The following is a 17,161-nucleotide window of genomic DNA, read 5'->3' as shown; positions in this document are numbered from 1 at the left end:
ATGCCGGAGCGGCCGGACCCCACTGCGGGCGACCACGACCTGACGTGGACCGAACTCGGCGACGGCCTCTGGCTCATGGCCGCCATCGAGACGCCCGCGGTCCCGGCTCCGCCGCCGGCGAGCCCTCCGGAACGGCCGGCCGCGCCGCCTCCCGAGCGGCCGCGTGAACATCCCCGGCCGCACACGGAGAGCGGCAGGGAACCCGATCGTGAGCCGCCGCTTGTCGACCGGCCATCGTTCGCCGAGCAGCTCGTGGGAAACGGCGTTCCGCTCGCACCGAGAGCCGGCGAGCCGTCTCCCGACGTGGACCTCACCAGCGCACCGACGGCCCCGGTGCTGCCCGGCGCGGCGGAGTTCGTCCGCGCCCTCCGCCCGTTCAAGCGAAAAGTTTTCTCGAACCGGGCGGACGACGTCGAGCTCGACGAAGACCGCACCGCGGAAGAAGCGGCACAGACCGGAATGTGGCTGCCGGTCACCAAGCGGCGGCGCGGTCGCTGGCTCGACCTGACGCTCGTCGTCGATTCGTCCCCGTCGATGGCGCTGTGGACGCCGACCGTGAACGCGTTCGCCCGGCTGCTGGAACGGCTGGGAGCGTTCCGGTCCGTGCGGGTCCGGCTGCTGGAAACCGGCAAGACCGGCGCGGCCGAAGGGGGCGAGGTTCTCGGCCCGACGTTGCGCGGAGGCACGGCCGACGCCCCGGCGCGCGGGGCGGGCGAGGTCATCGGCTCGGCGGACCGGAGTCTGTTGCTGCTGCTGACCGACGGCGTCAGCGACGCCTGGCACCGCGACCTGGTTTCGCCGCTGCTCGCCCGCTGGGCCCGCGCCATGCCGGTCGCGATCGTGCACCTGCTGCCCCAGCGCCTCTGGCCCCGCGGCGGGATGGAGATCCACCAGGCGGTACTCACCCCACCCGGCCCGTTGCGGCCCAACGCCAGTTACGACGTCCGGTCCGCCGACGTCCTCCTGGATGCCGCCGAGGCAGCCGAGCTCACCACCGGCGCGGTCCCGGTGCCGGTGCTGGAGCTGCAGGACCGGTGGCTCGGCTGGTGGGCGTCGATGATCACCGGTGTGGGTGGTGCCGCCCGCAAAGCCGCGGTGGTGCTGGCCCGCGACCAACCACGTCCGGGTGAGCAGAGCGCGGGCCCGGAGTCGGAACGGTCAGCACGGGAGAAGGTGAAGCATTTCCACAGTTCGGCGTCCCCCTCGGCCTTCCGCCTGGCAACGCTGCTGGCGGCGGTACCGGTGGACGTCGGCGTCGCTCGCATCCTGCAGGCGGAACTGGTGCCGGGTTCCGGCCCTGGTCACCTTGCGGAGGTCTTCACCAGCGGGCTGTTGAAGCGATCCCTGGACGGAACGCCGTGGGACCGCGCGAACTGGGAGTTCGCCGACCACGTCCGCCAGCTCCTGCTGAGAGGTGCGCGCCGTTCGGACACGGCCCACGCCGTGATCAGCGCTTCGAGGCGCTTCGGGGACCGAAATCCGGTGCTGGCCCGTCTCCAGGCCGCACTGGCGGCACCCGACGCGACGCCCGATCCGGTGTTACCAGCGGCAACTCCAGCGGAGATCGCCCTCGAACGTGACCTAATGCGTGCGCTATCCGGCCCATATCTATCACGGGCGGACCGGCTGGAGAGTAGAATCGCCGGCATCGGGCAACCCGGTGATCGACCGACGACCATCCCACCCACTAGCATTCCGGCGGTGAGTGACACGATGTCGCAGGAACTCAAGCCGACGGGTTCCTCGAGCGAACCTGCAACCGTCGTCCATCCGGACACCAGGAATGTCGATATTCCTGCCGCGGTGAGCGAAGTGTCGCCGGTCGTGCGGACGAAGATCGTCCGGGAGATCGCCGATGTGACCAGCCGAAGCGAGCGTCGTTCCGGTGACGAGGCGCCCCCCGTTTGGGGTGCTGTTCCGCCCAAGAACCCGAATTTCACCGGAAGGCGTGAACTCCTCGATCAATTGAGCGAACGGCTCGGAGCCGGAACGACAGCCGTCCTGCCAGCGGCATTGCACGGAATGGGTGGTATCGGCAAGACGCAGATGGCGGTGGAATATATCTACCGGCATCTGAAGGACTACGACATCGTCTGGTGGATTCAAGCCACCCAGGCCACCCAGATTCGCAAATCCCTCACCGAACTCGCCCAGCACCTGCGCCTGCCCGGCGCGGACGAGGCCATCACCGCGGTCCCGGCGGTCCGTGAGGCGCTGCGGCTGGGCCGTCCCTATCGGCGCTGGCTGCTGGTCTTCGACTCCGCCGAGGACCCGGCGATGGTGCGGCAGTTCTTCCCGGTGGACGGCCCGGGCCAGATCCTGGTGACCTCGCGCAACCCCAGCTGGGCCGGCATCGCGCGCCCGCTGGAAGTCGCCGTCTTCGAACGCGACGAAAGCAAGAAGCTGCTGGCCATGCGCCGCTCCGAGCTCGTCGACGCCGACGCCGACCTCATCGCCGACAAGCTCGGCGACCTGCCGCTGGCCATCGAGCAGGCGGCCGCCTGGCTGGCCGAGACCGGCATGCCGGCGCGGGACTACCTGGACCTGTTCGACGAGAAGGTCACCGAAATCCTCGACACCTCCGCGCCGAACGACTACGAAGTGTCCGTCGCCGCGGCGTGGAACGTCTCGTTCGACGAGCTGAGTACCCGCAACCCGGCGGCACACCAGCTGCTCCAGGTCTGCGCCTTCTTCGCGCCGGAGCCGATCTCGCGCAGCCTGTTCACCGGCGTGCGCGAGGTTTCCATCGCGACGGAACTCGACGCCGCCCTGCGCGACCCGATGCGGCTCGGCCGCGCGATCCGCGACGTCAACCGGTACAGCCTGGCCAAGATCGACCACCGCAGCAACACCCTGTTGCTGCACCGGTTGGTCCAGCTCGTCCTGCGTGAGCGGATGGGTGAACAGCACCGGCTGGAGATGCGCCACGGTGCGCACCTGCTGCTGGCGAAGCTGGACCCGAACGACCCCGCTTCGCCGCAGACCTGGCCGCGGTACCAGGAGATCCTGCCGCACATCTACGACGCCGAGCTGACCGACTGCGACGATCCGTGGGCCCGTCAGCTGGTGATCAACCTGTTCACCTTCCTCTACCACTGGGGCGACCACCAAGGCGCGCTCTCCCTGGCCGAACGGGCCGTCAACGCCTGGGCGACCGATCGGGAACAGCGGGTCGAACGGGGTGAGGCGCCTCGCGAAGACCCGCCGCTGCTGGAACTGGGCGCGTCCGAGCGGCTGGCCTTCTTCTACTGGGTCGTCGGCCGGTACAGCCAAGCCGCCGACGTCGCGAAGCAAACGCTGAACCGCTACACCGAGGCCCTCGGCGAAGAGCGTGAGGAAACGCTGAACGCGCAGCTCACGTATGCGCTCATCCTGAAGGCCCGCGGCAGCTTCTCCGAGGCCCGGCGGCGCAACGAGGAGATCTACCTCAAGGCCCGCGGGCTGTTCGGCGGCGACGACCCGATCACGCTGGACGCCGCGCACGAACTCGTGGTCGCTTTGCTGCTGACCGGCGAGTACCCGAGGGCTCGTGAGCTGGCCGAAGAAACCTACAGCCGCCGCGTCGAAACCTTCGGCTTCGACAACGACAACACGATCGGCACGCAGGTGCTGCTCGTGCTCGCGCGTCGCGAACTCGGCGACTATCCGTGGGCGCGGATCGAAATGGAGCGCATTGCGGAGCGGGCTGAGCAGTTGTACGGCGACGACAGCGTCGGCACCCTCCGGCGTCGTTACTACCAATCGGTCGCCTGCCGCAAGGACGGTGACCACGATGCGGCGCTCGAACTGTCGAAGGAGGCGCTGCGCAGGTTCCGCATCCGCTACGGGAACAACCACCCCAACGCGATGGCCTGTGCACTGGGGCACTCCATCGACCTCCGGCACTCGAGGAAGTTCGCCGAAGCCCGGGCCCTCGGCGAAGAGGTGTTCGAGCTCTACCGGGAGAACCTCGGCGAAAACCACCCGCACACGCTGTCGGCGGCGCTCGACCTCGGAGTCACCTTGCGGCTCGGCGGCGATCCGGCTAGTGCCCGGGTGATCGACGAGAAGGCACTGGCGGGGTTGCGCGAGAAGCTCGGCGAGGACCACCCGCACACGATCGTGTGCGCGATCGACGTGGCGAGCGACCTCTTCGCGCTGGACCGGATCGAGGAGGCCGCGGCTTTGGACGCGGACTTGCTGGTCAGGACCCGCTACCTGATGGGCGAAGACCACCCGACGACGCTGGCCGTGCAGCTCAACCGTTCGCTGGACCTGCGAAAACTGGGCGAGACCGCGGAAGCGGACGCGTTGTACGAGGACGTGTTGACGCGGTACCGCTTGGTCCTCGGGGAGAACCACCCCGGCACGGAAGCGGCGTCGCGCGGCGTCCGGGCCGACTGCGACATCGACCCGATGCCGCTGTAGCACGAGGTCGGTCGGCGACGCGCGGTTCGCAGACCGCTTACCGGAGGCCCTTGGCCATGCGGTGGCGGTCTGCTTTCCGGGAGGCACGGTTCAGTGCGTGAACCGGCCCAGCCAGCCGGCGATCGCCTCGACGGACGGAGTGGCCCCCGGCTCGTTGCGCAGCAGCCGGTGCACCGCCCGGACCAGTTCCGGGCGGTGCAGCAACGCCCTGGTCGCCGGTCCGGTGCTCCGCGCCGCGAGGGCGATCCCCAAGCCCGCCAGTGCCCCGGCGTCGTCGGGGTTCGCGGCGAGCAGGCGCCGGTAGCCGGCGGCCGCGGCCACCGGCCGCCCGGCCACGAACTCCAGCTCCGGTTCGGTCGCGCCCGGTACCGCGGCGCCGTGCGCGGCGAACCGTGCCGCGCCGTCCGTGCCGAGGCGGAGCCGGATCAGGTCGGTGAGGGTGTCTTCCCAGTCGCCGTCCGGCACCGGCGTCGGCTCTCGCGGCTCCAGCCGGCCGATGAGGGAATGCGGTCGCGAAAGCCCCTCTCGCCAGGCCGTCGCCAGCTCCGCCACCACGCCGGAATCGGGACGCAGGTGCCTGACCCGCCAGGCCGCGTAGTGGTTCTCGGCCGAGGCCCGGGCCAGCGCCTTCGCGTGGGCGGACACAGGTTCCTCCTGCCAAGCACCGATCTTCGCCGCGAGGCGGTCCAAGAACCGGTGGCCCGCCTCGGCGAGGCTGTCGTCGCCGTGCACCGCTTCGAGCGTTCGCCAGACCTGCCCGCGCCACAGCGCGAATTCGAACGCAGCCAGTTCGTTGCCCGGTTCCGCTGCGGCGAGGGCGCGCCAGAAGCCGGTCACGCCGAAAAAGGCGTAAATACCGTGCAGGACACCGGCGATCGGACGCGGATCGGCACGCCACGGCGCATACAGCCGCTCGCGCGGGTCGTCTTCGCTCAGCCGGACCAGGTGGAGCAACCCGCCCAGCCGGATGTGCTGGAACTCGTGGACCAGCGCGGCCGCCAGTGTGGCCGGATCCTCCCCGTAGGAAACGATCGCGCTGCCGAAGGCCTCTCCCGTGGACGCGCTCGGCAGCCGGAACGGGACGGCGGGTGCGGGCACGAGCGAGTACAACCCTGTCGGCAGGGCCGCGGCGGTCTCGGGAAGGTGCTCGACGAGCAGGCCCCACGCCTCGTCGAGCACCGACCGCCACGATTCGAGCTCGACCGGGCTCAGCCGCGCCGGAAGGATCGGTTCGTACAGCTCTCGGTACGGATCCAGATCGTCCAGCCTCACCGCCAGCCGGTGCTCGTCCGACCAGGAGACCACCTGGCGGATCCCGAGCCAGCCCGGCGCGTCGGCGGACAGGTCGCCGGGCAGTCGAACGACCGAATGACGATTGCGGATCTCGACGTGACCGTCCGCGCCTCGGATCGTGGCGACGGAGAACGGCGCCTCGGCCCGCAGCAACGCGGTTCCGAGCGTCGGCAGGGAAACTTTCCCGTGCCAGACCGGAAGTTCCGTCTCGAACGGGATCCCGGCGTGAACGGCGGCCGCGGCCGCGAGGCAGTGCAGGTGCCCGGCGTGCACCCAGAACGGGCAGACACCGGTGGCGTCTTGGCGGTAGAGCCGGGTCGTGTACCCGGCCCACGTGCCCGTGTACGGGTGGGCCAGTATTGTCTCGAGGGCCTGCGGGGCCGTCTGCTCGACACGGGCCAGCAATTCCCACGCCATTTCCGGCGACGGCAACGGTCGGTACAGGTCTTCGGATTTGGTGACGACCTCGACGAGGCCGCGCATCAGCAGCAACCGGCGGCTCCGTTCGGCCGCCCGCAGTTTCCGCAGCGGCCCGGGGCCACCCTCGCCCGCCGCTACCGCGTCGAAATCCGCCCACGGCAGCTGGTGGCGCCCAAGACCTTCGGTCTGACCCACGACTTCCTCGGCGGTCACGGTCAATCGACCCGCTTCGCGCCCTTGCTGCCACTCGCGGTCACCGGGATGTGCGAGACGCGTTCGACCGCATGGCGCAGTGCTCTGCGTATTTCGCCACCGTCCAAGGTGCGCAACCGGGCGATCGACACGCCGCCGAGGTCGAGAAGTTCGGATTCGATTCCCGCATCCGCGCCGGAACGTGCTGCCTGCATCGCCCTTTTCTCCTCTCGCCGGGAGAACGGACCCCGTCGGCCCGCTTTCATTGTCCCGCATTCCGGGCGGCTGCGACAGGGACGGCCGCAGTGCGCCGATCAGGTGACTTGCACCGGGCCGCAGCCACCGCGGCGCCCGGTCTTTCCGGCCCGCTCGCCGGTGGTTCCGCCGCCGATCACAGCGCTGCGTGCCGGTTTTCTGCCAACGCATGTCCACGTTTTGCCCACTACGACTGCGGGATTCGGTGGGTAAAATCACGACTCCTGGGCTTGCGGGCGGGGAGGTGGTTCGTCACGTGTCGGCCGGAGAACGAACCCACGGTGCGGACCGCGAGCTGCACTTCCCGTCGGCGGTCCGCGTGGCGGTCCGGGAAGCGATCGTCAACGTCCTCGCCGGGATGGGCTTGGCGGGCGATCGGTCGAGCCGGTCGCTGCTGGTGGGCCTCATCCACGACAACCTCGGCTTCCCGTTGACACTGTCCGATCACGCCACCGGGCGGGACCAGCTGATCGACGTCGTGAACGCCTGCGCCAAGGCGGAAGGGGGACTGCTCGCCCTCGACCACGCCGTCCGCATGCTGCGGCCGAACTGCCCGGAATCCGAGCTGCTGCACCGGCTCGTGCACGAACCGCGCATGCACGACCTGCTGCCGGACTCCGAGTTGCCTTGGTTGCGTTCCGTGCTGACCGGGTTCACCCCGCCGGCGCTGGGTGTGCTCGTCCGGCGGGCCGCGGGCTGGGCCGCGGGCCCGGCAGGCGAACCGGGCGACGCGTGGGAGGCGTTCTGCCTGCTGACCGAGCTCAACACGCCCGCACACGGGTTGCCGCCTGCCCTCGCCTTCGTCGAGTTCGTCGCCGCCCGGTGCGCCCGGGCACTCGGCGACGAGTTGCGGGAGTGGAACACCTGGCAGGCCCGGCGGGTGCAGGGCGAGGCCCGGTTGCGCGAACTGCGTGCCGAAGAGGAACCCCGCGGTGGCGACGGGTTGCGGCTGCACCTGGTGATCATGGTCGAGCTGGACGGCATCGACCCCGACCGGCACGTGGTCTCCCACTGGCGGCAGGAAGATCCGCACGAATGGCCGCCGGCCCGGGGCGGGATGACCACCATCCGCGGCACGGACCTCGAGCACCACGTCGACCGGTTGATCGTCGACGCCGAACGCGCGTGGTCGGAATACCCGGAAGAAGTGGCGCTGGAATTCGTCCTGCCGCGGGAACTGGTGAACCTGCCGGTGCACCGGTGGTGCAAGGAACACGAAACCGGGGACCCCCGGCCGTTGTTCCTCGACTACCCGATCGTCATCCGTTCGCTGGAGCGGATGTTCTCGCGGCAGTGGCACCGGGCGTGGCGGATCCGCTGGGCGGCGATGCTCGGCAACCCGTCCGCCGAGCGGGTGTACTTCTGCCCGCCGCGCGAGGGCGCCGAGCACCGCCGGCTCGACGCCGTTCTCAGTGACGGGCGGTGGCTGGTGATGGTACTGGCGGGACCGCCGCCGGCGCGGCCGCGGCCGGGCGGGGACGAGCTGGCGACCGGGCTGCGGACCGGCATCCCGGTGGTGCTGTGGCACCCCGATGCCCCCGCCGACCTGCTCCGCGGAGCCGTCGCCTGGCTCGTCGGCGGCGGTGCCGGGCTCGGCGACCTGCCGGCCCGGACGCGGGATTCCCGGCTCGCCGCGTTCTCGAAAGACACGCTTTCGGCCGATTTCCAGGCCGCACGCGACTTGGTGATCCTGTGGGACGACCCGAGCAGACTGCTCTTTCTGGACGAAGGCCCTTACCTGCCGAACGCGACACGGGAGATTTCGGATGAACGGGGAAAAGCGTCCTGAGCGGCCGAGCTGGTGGATCTACCACGGGACCGGCCGGCCGCTTCACGGCGCTTCACTGGCCGACCTGCTCCCACCCGCCCCGCCTTGGCGCGTGTTCGACGGGGGCCCGTTGCCGGACGAAGACGTGGTGGCACCGGACGAAGGGGAAGCGGCCCGGCGGCTGGGTTCCGAGCACCGGCTGACCGCCCGGCACGTCGACACGCACGAGATCGACATGGTCAACGCCGCCCTGTACCTGCGCCGTCCCCTCCTGGTCACCGGACGGCCGGGCAGCGGGAAGTCGAGCCTCGCCTACCGGGTCGCGCGCGAGCTGGGACTGGGCCGGGTGCTCCGGTGGCCGATCACCTCCCACACCACGCTCAAGAACGGGCTGTACCACTACGACGCGATCGGCCGGGCGCAAGCGGCCGGTGCCCGGGCGGCCGCGGTTCCGGACGGCGAACCGGAACCGCCGATCGGGGACTACCTCCGGCTCGGCGAACTCGGCACGGTCTTCCTGCCCCGGCGGCTGCCCCGGGTGCTGCTGATCGACGAACTCGACAAGAGCGAAGCCGATCTGCCGAACGATCTGCTCAGTTTGTTCGAAGACGGCGAGTTCGCGATCCCGGAGCTGGTGCGGATGCGCAGCCGGACCCGGGAGGTCGAGGTCTTCACCGCGGACGCCGACGCGACGGCGACGGTGGTGGACGGGCGGGTCCGGTGCGCGGCGTTCCCGTTCGTCGTGATCACCAGCAACGGCGACCGCGACTTCCCACCCGCGTTCCTGCGGCGGTGCCTGCGCCTGGAGATCCGGGAGCCGAACATCGAACAGCTGGCGGCCATGGTGGCGGCGCACGCACTCGACCCGGCTGACACGCACCGGTCGCGGATCATCGAGGAATTCGTCAGCCGGAGCGAAGCCTACGGTGGTCTGCCGGTCGACAAGCTCCTCGAAGCGGTCTACCTGGCGACGTCCGGTGCCTACCACGACGAAGGCGACTCCTGGCCGCGACTGGTGGACGCGCTGTGGCGTCAGCTGAACTCAGTGGTGCCGTGACATGACCGAAGAGGTGTCCGGCAACGCGCCCCTGTCCTGGCGGGAGGTCGCCGACGCGGTCTGGCTGACGGCGGTACTGGGACGACTGCCGGAGCGACCGGCCGAGGAACCGGAATCCCGGGCGCGCCCACCAGCGCCCGATCGGCCACCCGAGCTCCCGCCTCCCGTGCCCGACCCGAAGGCCGCGGCAGATCCGCCGCGGCCCGGGCCCGGGCAACCCGAACCCGGGCAGCCCGCCGCGCGGTCCGAGCCGGTCAGCGAGCGGCAGCGTCGTCCGCTGACCGAAGGCTTCGTGCGCGGCGCCCGCGAAAGCGCCGGCAACGGCGAGCCGGTCAACGGCCGGGGCCGGAAGCCCCCGACGATGCCGGGCGGGCCGGACATCCTGCGGGCCCTGCGGCCGTTGAAACAGCTGCGTCCGTCGTCGAGCGAAGACGATCTCGAGCTGGACGAGGAGCTGACCGCCGAACGAGCCGCACAAACCGGCCTGTGGCTCCCGTGGCTGCGGCCCACGCCGACGACCCGCGTCCTGGACCTGACGGTGGTCGTGGACGCCGGGGTGTCGATGGCGTTGTGGCAGCACGAAGTCACGGCCTTCCTGAAACTCGTGCAGCAGCTCGGGGCGTTCCGCACGGTCCGCATCCGTTACCTGGAAACGGAAACCCGGGCGACGGACGGCTCGCTCGCTCCAGTGCTGCGCGGCGGTACGCCGGACGCGCCCCAACACAGCGTGGCCGAACTCCTGGACTGGTACGGCGGGCGGCTGATGCTCGTGCTGACCGACGGCGTCGCCGAAGCGTGGCGGCAAGACCTCGTTTCGCCATTGCTCGCCCAGTGGAGCCGCCGGATGCCGGTCGCGCTCGTCCACCTGCTTCCCCAGCACATGTGGCGGAAGAGCGGGATCGCCCTGCACCGAGCCCGGTTGACGTCACCCGGTCCCTTCCGCCCCAACAACCGCTACGGGTTCGACCTGCCGGATGCCTGGATGACCATGGCGGAACCCGAAAAGGCGATCGCCGGTGCGGTGCCCGTCCCGGTGCTCGAACTGGACGGCCGGTGGTTCACCTGGTGGGTGGGCCTGATCGCCCGTTCGGTCGGCAAGGCGGTGCCGGCCACCGTGCTGCTGGCGCGCGACCAGCCGATGCCCGAAGGCGAGGACGACGAAGAGCCGGCCTCGTCGCTGACGGCCGAGGAACGGGCCCGGCGCTTCCTCGGTGCCGCGACCCCGCCTGCGTTCCGCTTGGCGACATTGCTCGCCGCGGTGCCGGTCAACCTGCCGATCGCGCGGTTCGTCCGAGCGGAATTCGTCCCGGAGGCCGACAGTTCGCACGTCGCCGAGGTGCTCACCAGCGGGCTCCTCGGCCTGCCTGCCGGCCGCCCGGCCGAGGAGGACGCCGTCTTCGCTTTCCCGATCCCGGTCCGCGAAGCCCTGCTCGCGGCCGCGCGGCGGGCGGAGACGGTGCAGGTGGTCGTGGCGACCGGCCGGCGGTTCGGCGAACGGCACCCGGTGCTGGTCCGGATCACCGACGCACTGGCCGATCCCGAACGGGTGGCCCTGCCGGACGAGCCCGCGGACGTCTCTCTCGAGCGAGTCGTCATGCGGGCGCTCTCGGGTCCGTACGCGTGGCGCGCCGAGCGACTGCAGGAGCGGGAGCGGGAACTGGCCGCGGCGGAGGAGGAGGCGGAGTCCGCGGCGGCCGTGGCGCACCAGGAGATGCTCCCGCCGGTGACGGTGGGGACGGGAACCCCGGACGAGGCACTGGTCGCGACCGTCCGGAACGAAGCGGCCACCTCCCGGCGCCGGGTGCGGCAGATCACCACCGACGCCCCGATGGTCTGGGGCGCGGTCCCGGCGCGCAACCCCGAGTTTGTCGGCCGCGGTGAGTTGCTCGACCGGCTCGGAGCCGCACTGCGGTCGACCCGTTGTGCGGTGCTCTACGGAGCGGGCGGCCTCGGCAAGACCCAGCTCGCGGTCGAGTACATCTACCGGCAGCTGCGCGACCACGATCTCGTCTGGTGGGTGAGCGCACCCCAGGAGTCCCAGGTCCGGGCGTCGTTGACCGAGCTGGCCCGGCAGTTGCGGCTCCCCGGCGCGGAGGAGACGCTGACCGCGGTGCCCGCCGTGCTGACGGCGCTCCGCGCGGGCAAGCCGTTCCGCCGCTGGCTCCTCGTCTTCGACGCGGCCGACCGGCCCGAGCTCCTGCGCCCGTTCCTCCCGCTCGGCGGCCCGGGCCGGATCGTGGTGACCGCACTGGACGCCCCGTCCGGCTCGTTCCCGGCGGAGTCCATCGAAGTGGACCGGTTCGCTCGCGCGGAGAGCGTCGAGCTCCTGCGCCGCCGGGACCCTGCGGTCAGCCCCGCCGATGCCGACGCGCTGGCGGAGAAGCTGGGAGACCTGCCGATCGCCTTGGCCCTGGCCGCGGCCTGGCGAGCCGAGGCCGGCATCCCGGTGGCCGAGTACACCCGGCTGCTGGACGAGAAGGTGGCCGAGATCCTCGCGACCGCCCCGCTGCAATCCGGCTACGAGATCGCCATGACGGCGGCCTGGAACGTGTCCTTCGACGGGCTGGCCGTGCGCAACCCGGCCGCGCACCAGCTGCTCCAGGTGTGCGCTTTCTTCGCCGCCGAACCGATTTCCCGCAGCTTGTTCACCGGGGTCCGGGGAGTGTCGATCGCCCCGGAACTGGACACCGCGATGCGCGACCCCGTCCTGCTGGACCACGCACTCCGGGAGCTCAACCGGTACCGGCTGGGAAAGCTGGACCACCGCAGCGGAACCCTGCTCCTGCACCGGCTCGCGCAGCTGGTGCTGCGCGCCCGGATGACCGACCGGACGCGCGCGGAAATGCGCCACGGCGCGCACGTCCTGCTCGCCAACCTCGATCCGAACGATCCCGAGACGGCGTGGCAATGGCCGCAGTACCAGATCGTGCTGCCGCACCTCCGGCACGCCGAACTCGTCGGCTGCGACGATCCGTGGGTCCGCCGGCTGTTGCTCAACCTGATGAAGTTCTTGTACGTCACCGGTGACCACGCGGGTGCGGTCGCACTGGCCCGCGAAGTCGTCGCCGCCTGGACGGATCGTTACGGTGCCGAGGACGCCCAGACGCTGTCCGCGTCGGTCCAGCTCGGGTTCGTGCTCTGGGTGCTCGGCCAGTACGAAGAGTCTTCGGCGATCAGCAGGCAGACCTTGTGGCTGTACCAGCGGACCGTGGGCCCGGACTCCGAACAGGCCTTGCGGGCCGAGGTCCAGGTGGCGGTCGGGTTGAAAGCCAGCGGTGATTTCTACGCGGCCCGCGAGCTCAACCGGCGGACCTACGAGAAGGTCCGTTCCCTCTTCGGCGACGACGATCCGACCGCGCTGCGCGCTGCCCACGACCTGGTCGTTTCGCTGCTGCTGGCGGGTGACTACCAATCGGCTCGCGGGCTCGGCGAGGACACCTACGAACGCCGGTCGGAGGTGCTCGGGTACGACAACTGGGAAACCATCATGACCCTGAACATCATGATCATCTGCCGCCGGGAGCTCGGTGACTATTCGTGGGCGCGCATCGAGCAGCAGCGGGTCGTCGAGCGGGTGCGTGGTTTGTTCGGCCTGGAAACCGACGGCGTCATCCGCCGCGACTACCACCTCGCCGTGGCACAGCGCAAAGACGGCTACCACGAGGCCGCGCTCGAACTGTCGGGCAGTGCGCTGAAGCGGTTCCGGCTCAAATACGGGTCGGGCCACCCCAGCGCGATGGCCTGCGTGCTCGCCCATTCGATCGACCAGCGCAACGCCGGCGACCTGCCGGCATCACTGGAGCTGGGTGAGCAGGCGCTGTCGCTCTACCGGACCGGCTTGGGTGATCGGCATCCCCACACGCTGGCCGCCGAAGCCAACATCGGGGTGACCCTGCGGATGCTCGGTGATCCCGCGAGCGCGCTGCACCGGGACGAGCGCGCCCTGGCCGGCTTGCGTGATCGGCTGGGCCCGGCCCACCCGCACGTTCTCGCCTGCTCGATCAACACGGCGAACGACTGGTTCGCCCTCGACGACGTGCCGCGCTCCCTCCGGATGAACACCGAGACACTGGCGCGGCTGCGCCGGGCGCTGTCCGAAAGCCATCCGATCACGCTGGCGGCCCGGCTCAACCGGGCTCTCGACCTGGAACGGCTCGGCCGCGTCCGGGAGGCGGTCAGCCAGCACCAGGACGTTCTGGCCGTGGCCGACAGGGTGTTCCGGCGCGGTCACCCCGCTGTCGCGGCCGCGGCGAAGGCGGTGCGGGCGGAGTGCGATATCGATCCGATGCCGTTGTGACGACGTCAGCGCAGTGCTTCGCCGATCCAGCCGGCCAAATCGACGACCGCCGGTGCGGCGCTCGTGCGGCGCAGCTCCCGGTGCACGGCACGCACCACCTCCGGTACGCCGAGCAGGGCGCGGGCTGCGTGCCCTGCGGGCAGGGCGAGACCCAGGCCGACCAGCGCTTCGGCGTGCTCCGGGTTTTCCGCAAGCGCGGCCTCGTAAGACGAGCCGGCTTCGCCGGCTCGTCCGGTGAGCAACCGGTGATCGCCGTCGAGCGCTCCCCGCACCTGCGACCACACTTGCGCCAGCTCGGCGTCACCGTCATCGGCGAAGCGAACGCGGATCAGGTCCGCACGAGCGTTCGTCCACTCGCCGTCGGACACGGTGTCGAGCCGGGTCGCCGGGGATACCGGCGGGCACGGGCCGTGCTGTCGCCAAGCCTCAACGAGAGCCGAGACGGTTTCCGGCTCGGGGCGGAGGTGGCGCAGCCGCCAGCCGGCGTGGTGGTCCGCGGCCAGGACTGCCGCCCAGTGCACCGCTTCGCGCGTGCACGGTTCGGCTTGCCACGGCTCGAAGACGGCGGCGAGTCCGGTGAGGAACTGCTGTCCCGCTTCGGTCAGCGCAGCCTCGTCCCGGATGGCCTGCAGCGTCCGCCAGGTCACGGTGCGCCAGTGGGCGAACTCGAAGGCAGCCAGCCGATCGCCGGGACGTGCCCGCGTCAGCGCCCGCCAGAAAGCGGTGACGCCGAAGAACGCGTAGACCCCGTGCACCAGACCACCGAGCGGCCGCGGGTCTTCCCGCCACGGGGCGTAGAGCCGTTCGGTGCGGTCGTCGTCGTGCAGCGGCACGAGCTGCAGCAAGCCACCCAGCCGGATGTGCTGGAACTCGTGCACGAGGGCGGCGGCCAGCGTGGCCGGACCGCCGGTCCCGGGTTCGGCGATCACCGCGCTCCCGAAGGCTTCCCCCGTCGATGCGCTGGGGAGCCGGAACGGGACGGCCGGCTCGGGCACGATCGACGTCAGGCCCGTGGGCAGGATGGCCGCGTACTCGGGCAGGTGCTCGACGAGCAGCTGCCAGGCCTCGCCGAGCTGGTTCTGCCAGTGCGCCAGGCCGGCGTCGGTCAGCCGGTCGGGCGGGATCGGGTGGTACAGACCGCGATGGGGATCCAGGTCCTCGAGCCGGAGGGCGAGGACCCGGCCGTCGGCTTCGAACCGGAATTCCCGCAGCCTGCTCCAGGCCGCCGAGCCGGGCGTGACCTGTGAGCGGTCGCCGGTGATCGTGAACGAACCGGCCGCGCCCCGCACTTCGGCCGTCGTGAAGCCGCCGCCTTCGTCGAGCCGTCCGGCGCCCAGTGTCGGCAGTACGACGACGTTGTCCCAGACGGGGACGCGGAGGGAAAATTCCAGGTTCGCATGGATGGCCGCGGCGGCGGCGAGGGTGTGGAAGTAGCCGTAGTGGACCCACAGCGGGCACTCACCGGTCAGCCCCTGCTCGAGCAGCCGCGTCGTGTATCCCGCCCAGCTCCCGGTGTAGGGATGCGCGAGGACTCGCTCCAGGGCGTCCGGATCGGCCTGCTCGGCCCGCACCAGCAGGTCCCAGGCCCGTTCGGCCGGATCGAGCGGGCCGGTCAGCCGGTCGTCGGTTCGAGCCGACTCGACGAGCCGGAGCAGCAGGAGCAGCCGGCGGCTGCGATCCGCGCTGCGCAACAGTTCCACCGCATCCACGCCACCACCCCCGACGGCCAGCTGGTCGAAGGTGTCCCAGCTGATCGAGTGCAGATCGGACTCGGACGCCAGGTGGTCCACGGTGCGCACGGAACGGCCCTTCGAAGTGGATTCAGTCGACGCGTTTGGCGCCGCCGCTGCTGCCGCTCGCGGTGACCGGGATGTGCGCGACACGAGTCACGGCGTGACGAATCGAACGGCTGAGCGCCGGGGTGTCGAGTTTCCGCAGTTCGGAGAGGGAGACGGCGCTGAGATCGAGGAGCTCGGATTTGATCCCCAGCCGCTCGCCGAAAGCCGGCGATCGCATAACGGTGCTTCACTTCTCCTTGCCCGGAACCCACGCGTCAATCGGAAGCGCGAAAAGTAACACCGGAGCGGGCGCGAAGGCATGATTGATGCCCGGCGTGTTGAGAACACGTCGGGTCTCGATCCTGGCTGTGGGATCCATCGTACGCCTCGTCGACCGGGTCGGCCGATCAAACGACGCCGAGGACCTTGTGCAGCAGCGTCGTCAGCTCCGGCTCGAAGTTCGGTCTCGACGCCACCCGGCGTGTCCGGGCCAGGTCGTTCGCGATGGTCAACGCCGCGTGGACCGTGATCTTCGCTTCCCGCGGCGGGAGCTCCGGCCGCACCGCCGACAGCAGCGTCACCCACTGCGCCACGTAGTCCCGCTGCACCCGAAGCAGGTCCACCTTGTCCCGGTCCGGCATCGTCACCCGGTCCGCCGAGAACGAGACCAGCAGCTCCGGCGTGTGCAAGATCGTGTGCACATACGAAGCCGCCAGGCGGCGCAGGGCCGAACGCTCGTCCGACGTCTGCAGCGCCAGCTCTGCCGCCAAGGCCAGTCTGTCCGCCGCTCGGTGGCCGATGGCCACCATCAATGCCGCTTTGCTGGGGAAGTGGCGGTACACGCTGGGGCCCGCTATGCCCGCCGCTGCTCCGATGTCCTCCATGCTCACGTCGTGGAAGCCTCTCTGGGCGAACAGGGCCGTTGCCTCCGCCAGCACCTGCTCGCGGCGGGAGGGCTTGCCCAGGCTCGATGCTGCCGCAGGAGGGGGAGACGACGGCTCGGGGAGTGTGGTGTTCAGCACACCCAAGGCCAGCTCGACCAACAACGCGGCGAAGCGGCGACGTGCCACCGACGTGTGGTGGACGGACACGCTGCCGAACACCGACAGGGCCGCCCAGCAGAGAAGCTCAGCGTCCTCGGCCGGCAGGTCCGGACGCCGGGCCTGGAGGGCCTTCGACCACGCCGCCAGGGCCAGCGCTGATCGGCGGGCGATCTCGCGCTGGTCCTCCTTCGGCAGGTGACGGCCCTCCCAGCGCCACAGGGCCGCGATCTCGCGCCGCTCGACCGCCTGGCCGGCGAGGCGGTCGAGGAGGGAACGGAGCTGGTCAGCCGGGGGAACCGAGTCCGACAGGGCCTCCGCCGTCGCCGCCTCCATGTCCTCGAAGCCGCTCAGGACCACGTACGCCAGGATTGCCTGCTTGTCCGCGAAGTGGCGGTACAACGCCGGCCCCGTTAACCCTGCCGCGTCCGCTATGTCCTTTATGCCGACTCCGGGGAAGCCTCGGGCGCGGAACAGCTCCGCCGCCACCGCGGCCAGCTGGGCCTTGCGGTCGCGGGGGCGCGCACTACGCACTGAGTCGGTCATGGTGAGTGAACGATAGCGCCTAACGGCACACCTGCAACCCATTGACACCAAGGGGTAATCCGGCGATATGTTAATGGCCATTAGCCCTACTGGCCGGTATCATCGGTC

General features: G+C 70.6%; 9 protein-coding genes. 4 read left to right on the top strand and 5 right to left on the bottom strand.

Going from position 1 to position 17,161, the window contains the following annotated elements:
- A complete protein-coding gene (fxsT, locus tag ACWEF6_RS15720) occupies window positions 1-4,407 on the top strand; it encodes an FxSxx-COOH system tetratricopeptide repeat protein (protein WP_449683557.1) in 4,407 nt (1,468 codons plus the stop codon).
- Between the two features lie 90 nt (window positions 4,408-4,497).
- Here fxsT (ACWEF6_RS15720) and ACWEF6_RS15715 read toward each other — a convergent pair whose 3' ends face one another.
- Complete coding sequence (locus tag ACWEF6_RS15715) at window positions 4,498-6,333, bottom strand: aKG-HExxH-type peptide beta-hydroxylase (protein ID WP_449683556.1); 1,836 nt, start codon at window positions 6,331-6,333, stop codon at window positions 4,498-4,500.
- A gap of 2 nt (window positions 6,334-6,335) precedes the next feature.
- Window positions 6,336-6,527: a hypothetical protein gene (locus ACWEF6_RS15710; RefSeq protein ID WP_449683555.1), complete on the bottom strand. Its 192-nt coding sequence runs from the start codon at window positions 6,525-6,527 to the stop codon at window positions 6,336-6,338.
- Between the two features lie 296 nt (window positions 6,528-6,823).
- On the opposite strand from ACWEF6_RS15710, the gene ACWEF6_RS15705 reads away from it, so the two are divergent.
- From ACWEF6_RS15705 to fxsT (ACWEF6_RS15695), 3 genes are read left to right on the top strand one after another with little or no spacing between them, the layout of a single operon-like run.
- Window positions 6,824-8,356 (top strand): VMAP-C domain-containing protein, encoded by a 1,533-nt coding sequence (locus ACWEF6_RS15705; protein WP_449683554.1) that lies wholly within the window; start codon window positions 6,824-6,826, stop codon window positions 8,354-8,356.
- Window positions 8,334-9,392 (top strand): AAA family ATPase, encoded by a 1,059-nt coding sequence (locus ACWEF6_RS15700; RefSeq protein WP_449683553.1) that lies wholly within the window; start codon window positions 8,334-8,336, stop codon window positions 9,390-9,392. Before ACWEF6_RS15705 ends, ACWEF6_RS15700 begins: the two co-directional genes overlap by 23 nt.
- 1 nt (window position 9,393) lies before the next feature.
- Window positions 9,394-13,689 (top strand): FxSxx-COOH system tetratricopeptide repeat protein, encoded by a 4,296-nt coding sequence (fxsT, locus tag ACWEF6_RS15695; RefSeq protein ID WP_449683552.1) that lies wholly within the window; start codon window positions 9,394-9,396, stop codon window positions 13,687-13,689.
- A gap of 5 nt (window positions 13,690-13,694) precedes the next feature.
- On the opposite strand, the gene ACWEF6_RS15690 is transcribed toward fxsT (ACWEF6_RS15695), so the two are convergent.
- From ACWEF6_RS15690 to ACWEF6_RS15680, 3 genes are all read right to left on the bottom strand, one after another.
- The gene (locus ACWEF6_RS15690; RefSeq protein ID WP_449683551.1) at window positions 13,695-15,488 is read right to left on the bottom strand and encodes an HEXXH motif domain-containing protein; all 1,794 of its coding nucleotides are present in this window, start codon (window positions 15,486-15,488) and stop codon (window positions 13,695-13,697) included.
- A 22-nt stretch (window positions 15,489-15,510) separates the two neighbouring features.
- Window positions 15,511-15,705, bottom strand: coding sequence for a hypothetical protein (locus ACWEF6_RS15685; protein WP_449683550.1), 195 nt, complete (start codon window positions 15,703-15,705; stop codon window positions 15,511-15,513).
- A gap of 169 nt (window positions 15,706-15,874) precedes the next feature.
- On the bottom strand, window positions 15,875-17,053 hold the full coding sequence (locus ACWEF6_RS15680; protein WP_449683549.1) for a TetR/AcrR family transcriptional regulator: 1,179 nt from the start codon (window positions 17,051-17,053) through the stop codon (window positions 15,875-15,877).
- Between the last annotated feature and the right edge of the window lie 108 nt (window positions 17,054-17,161).

The organism is Amycolatopsis sp. NPDC004772, assembly GCF_053601215.1.
The sequence above is the reverse complement of the archived record's forward strand: the minus strand, read 5'-3'. Positions and strand labels throughout refer to the sequence as shown.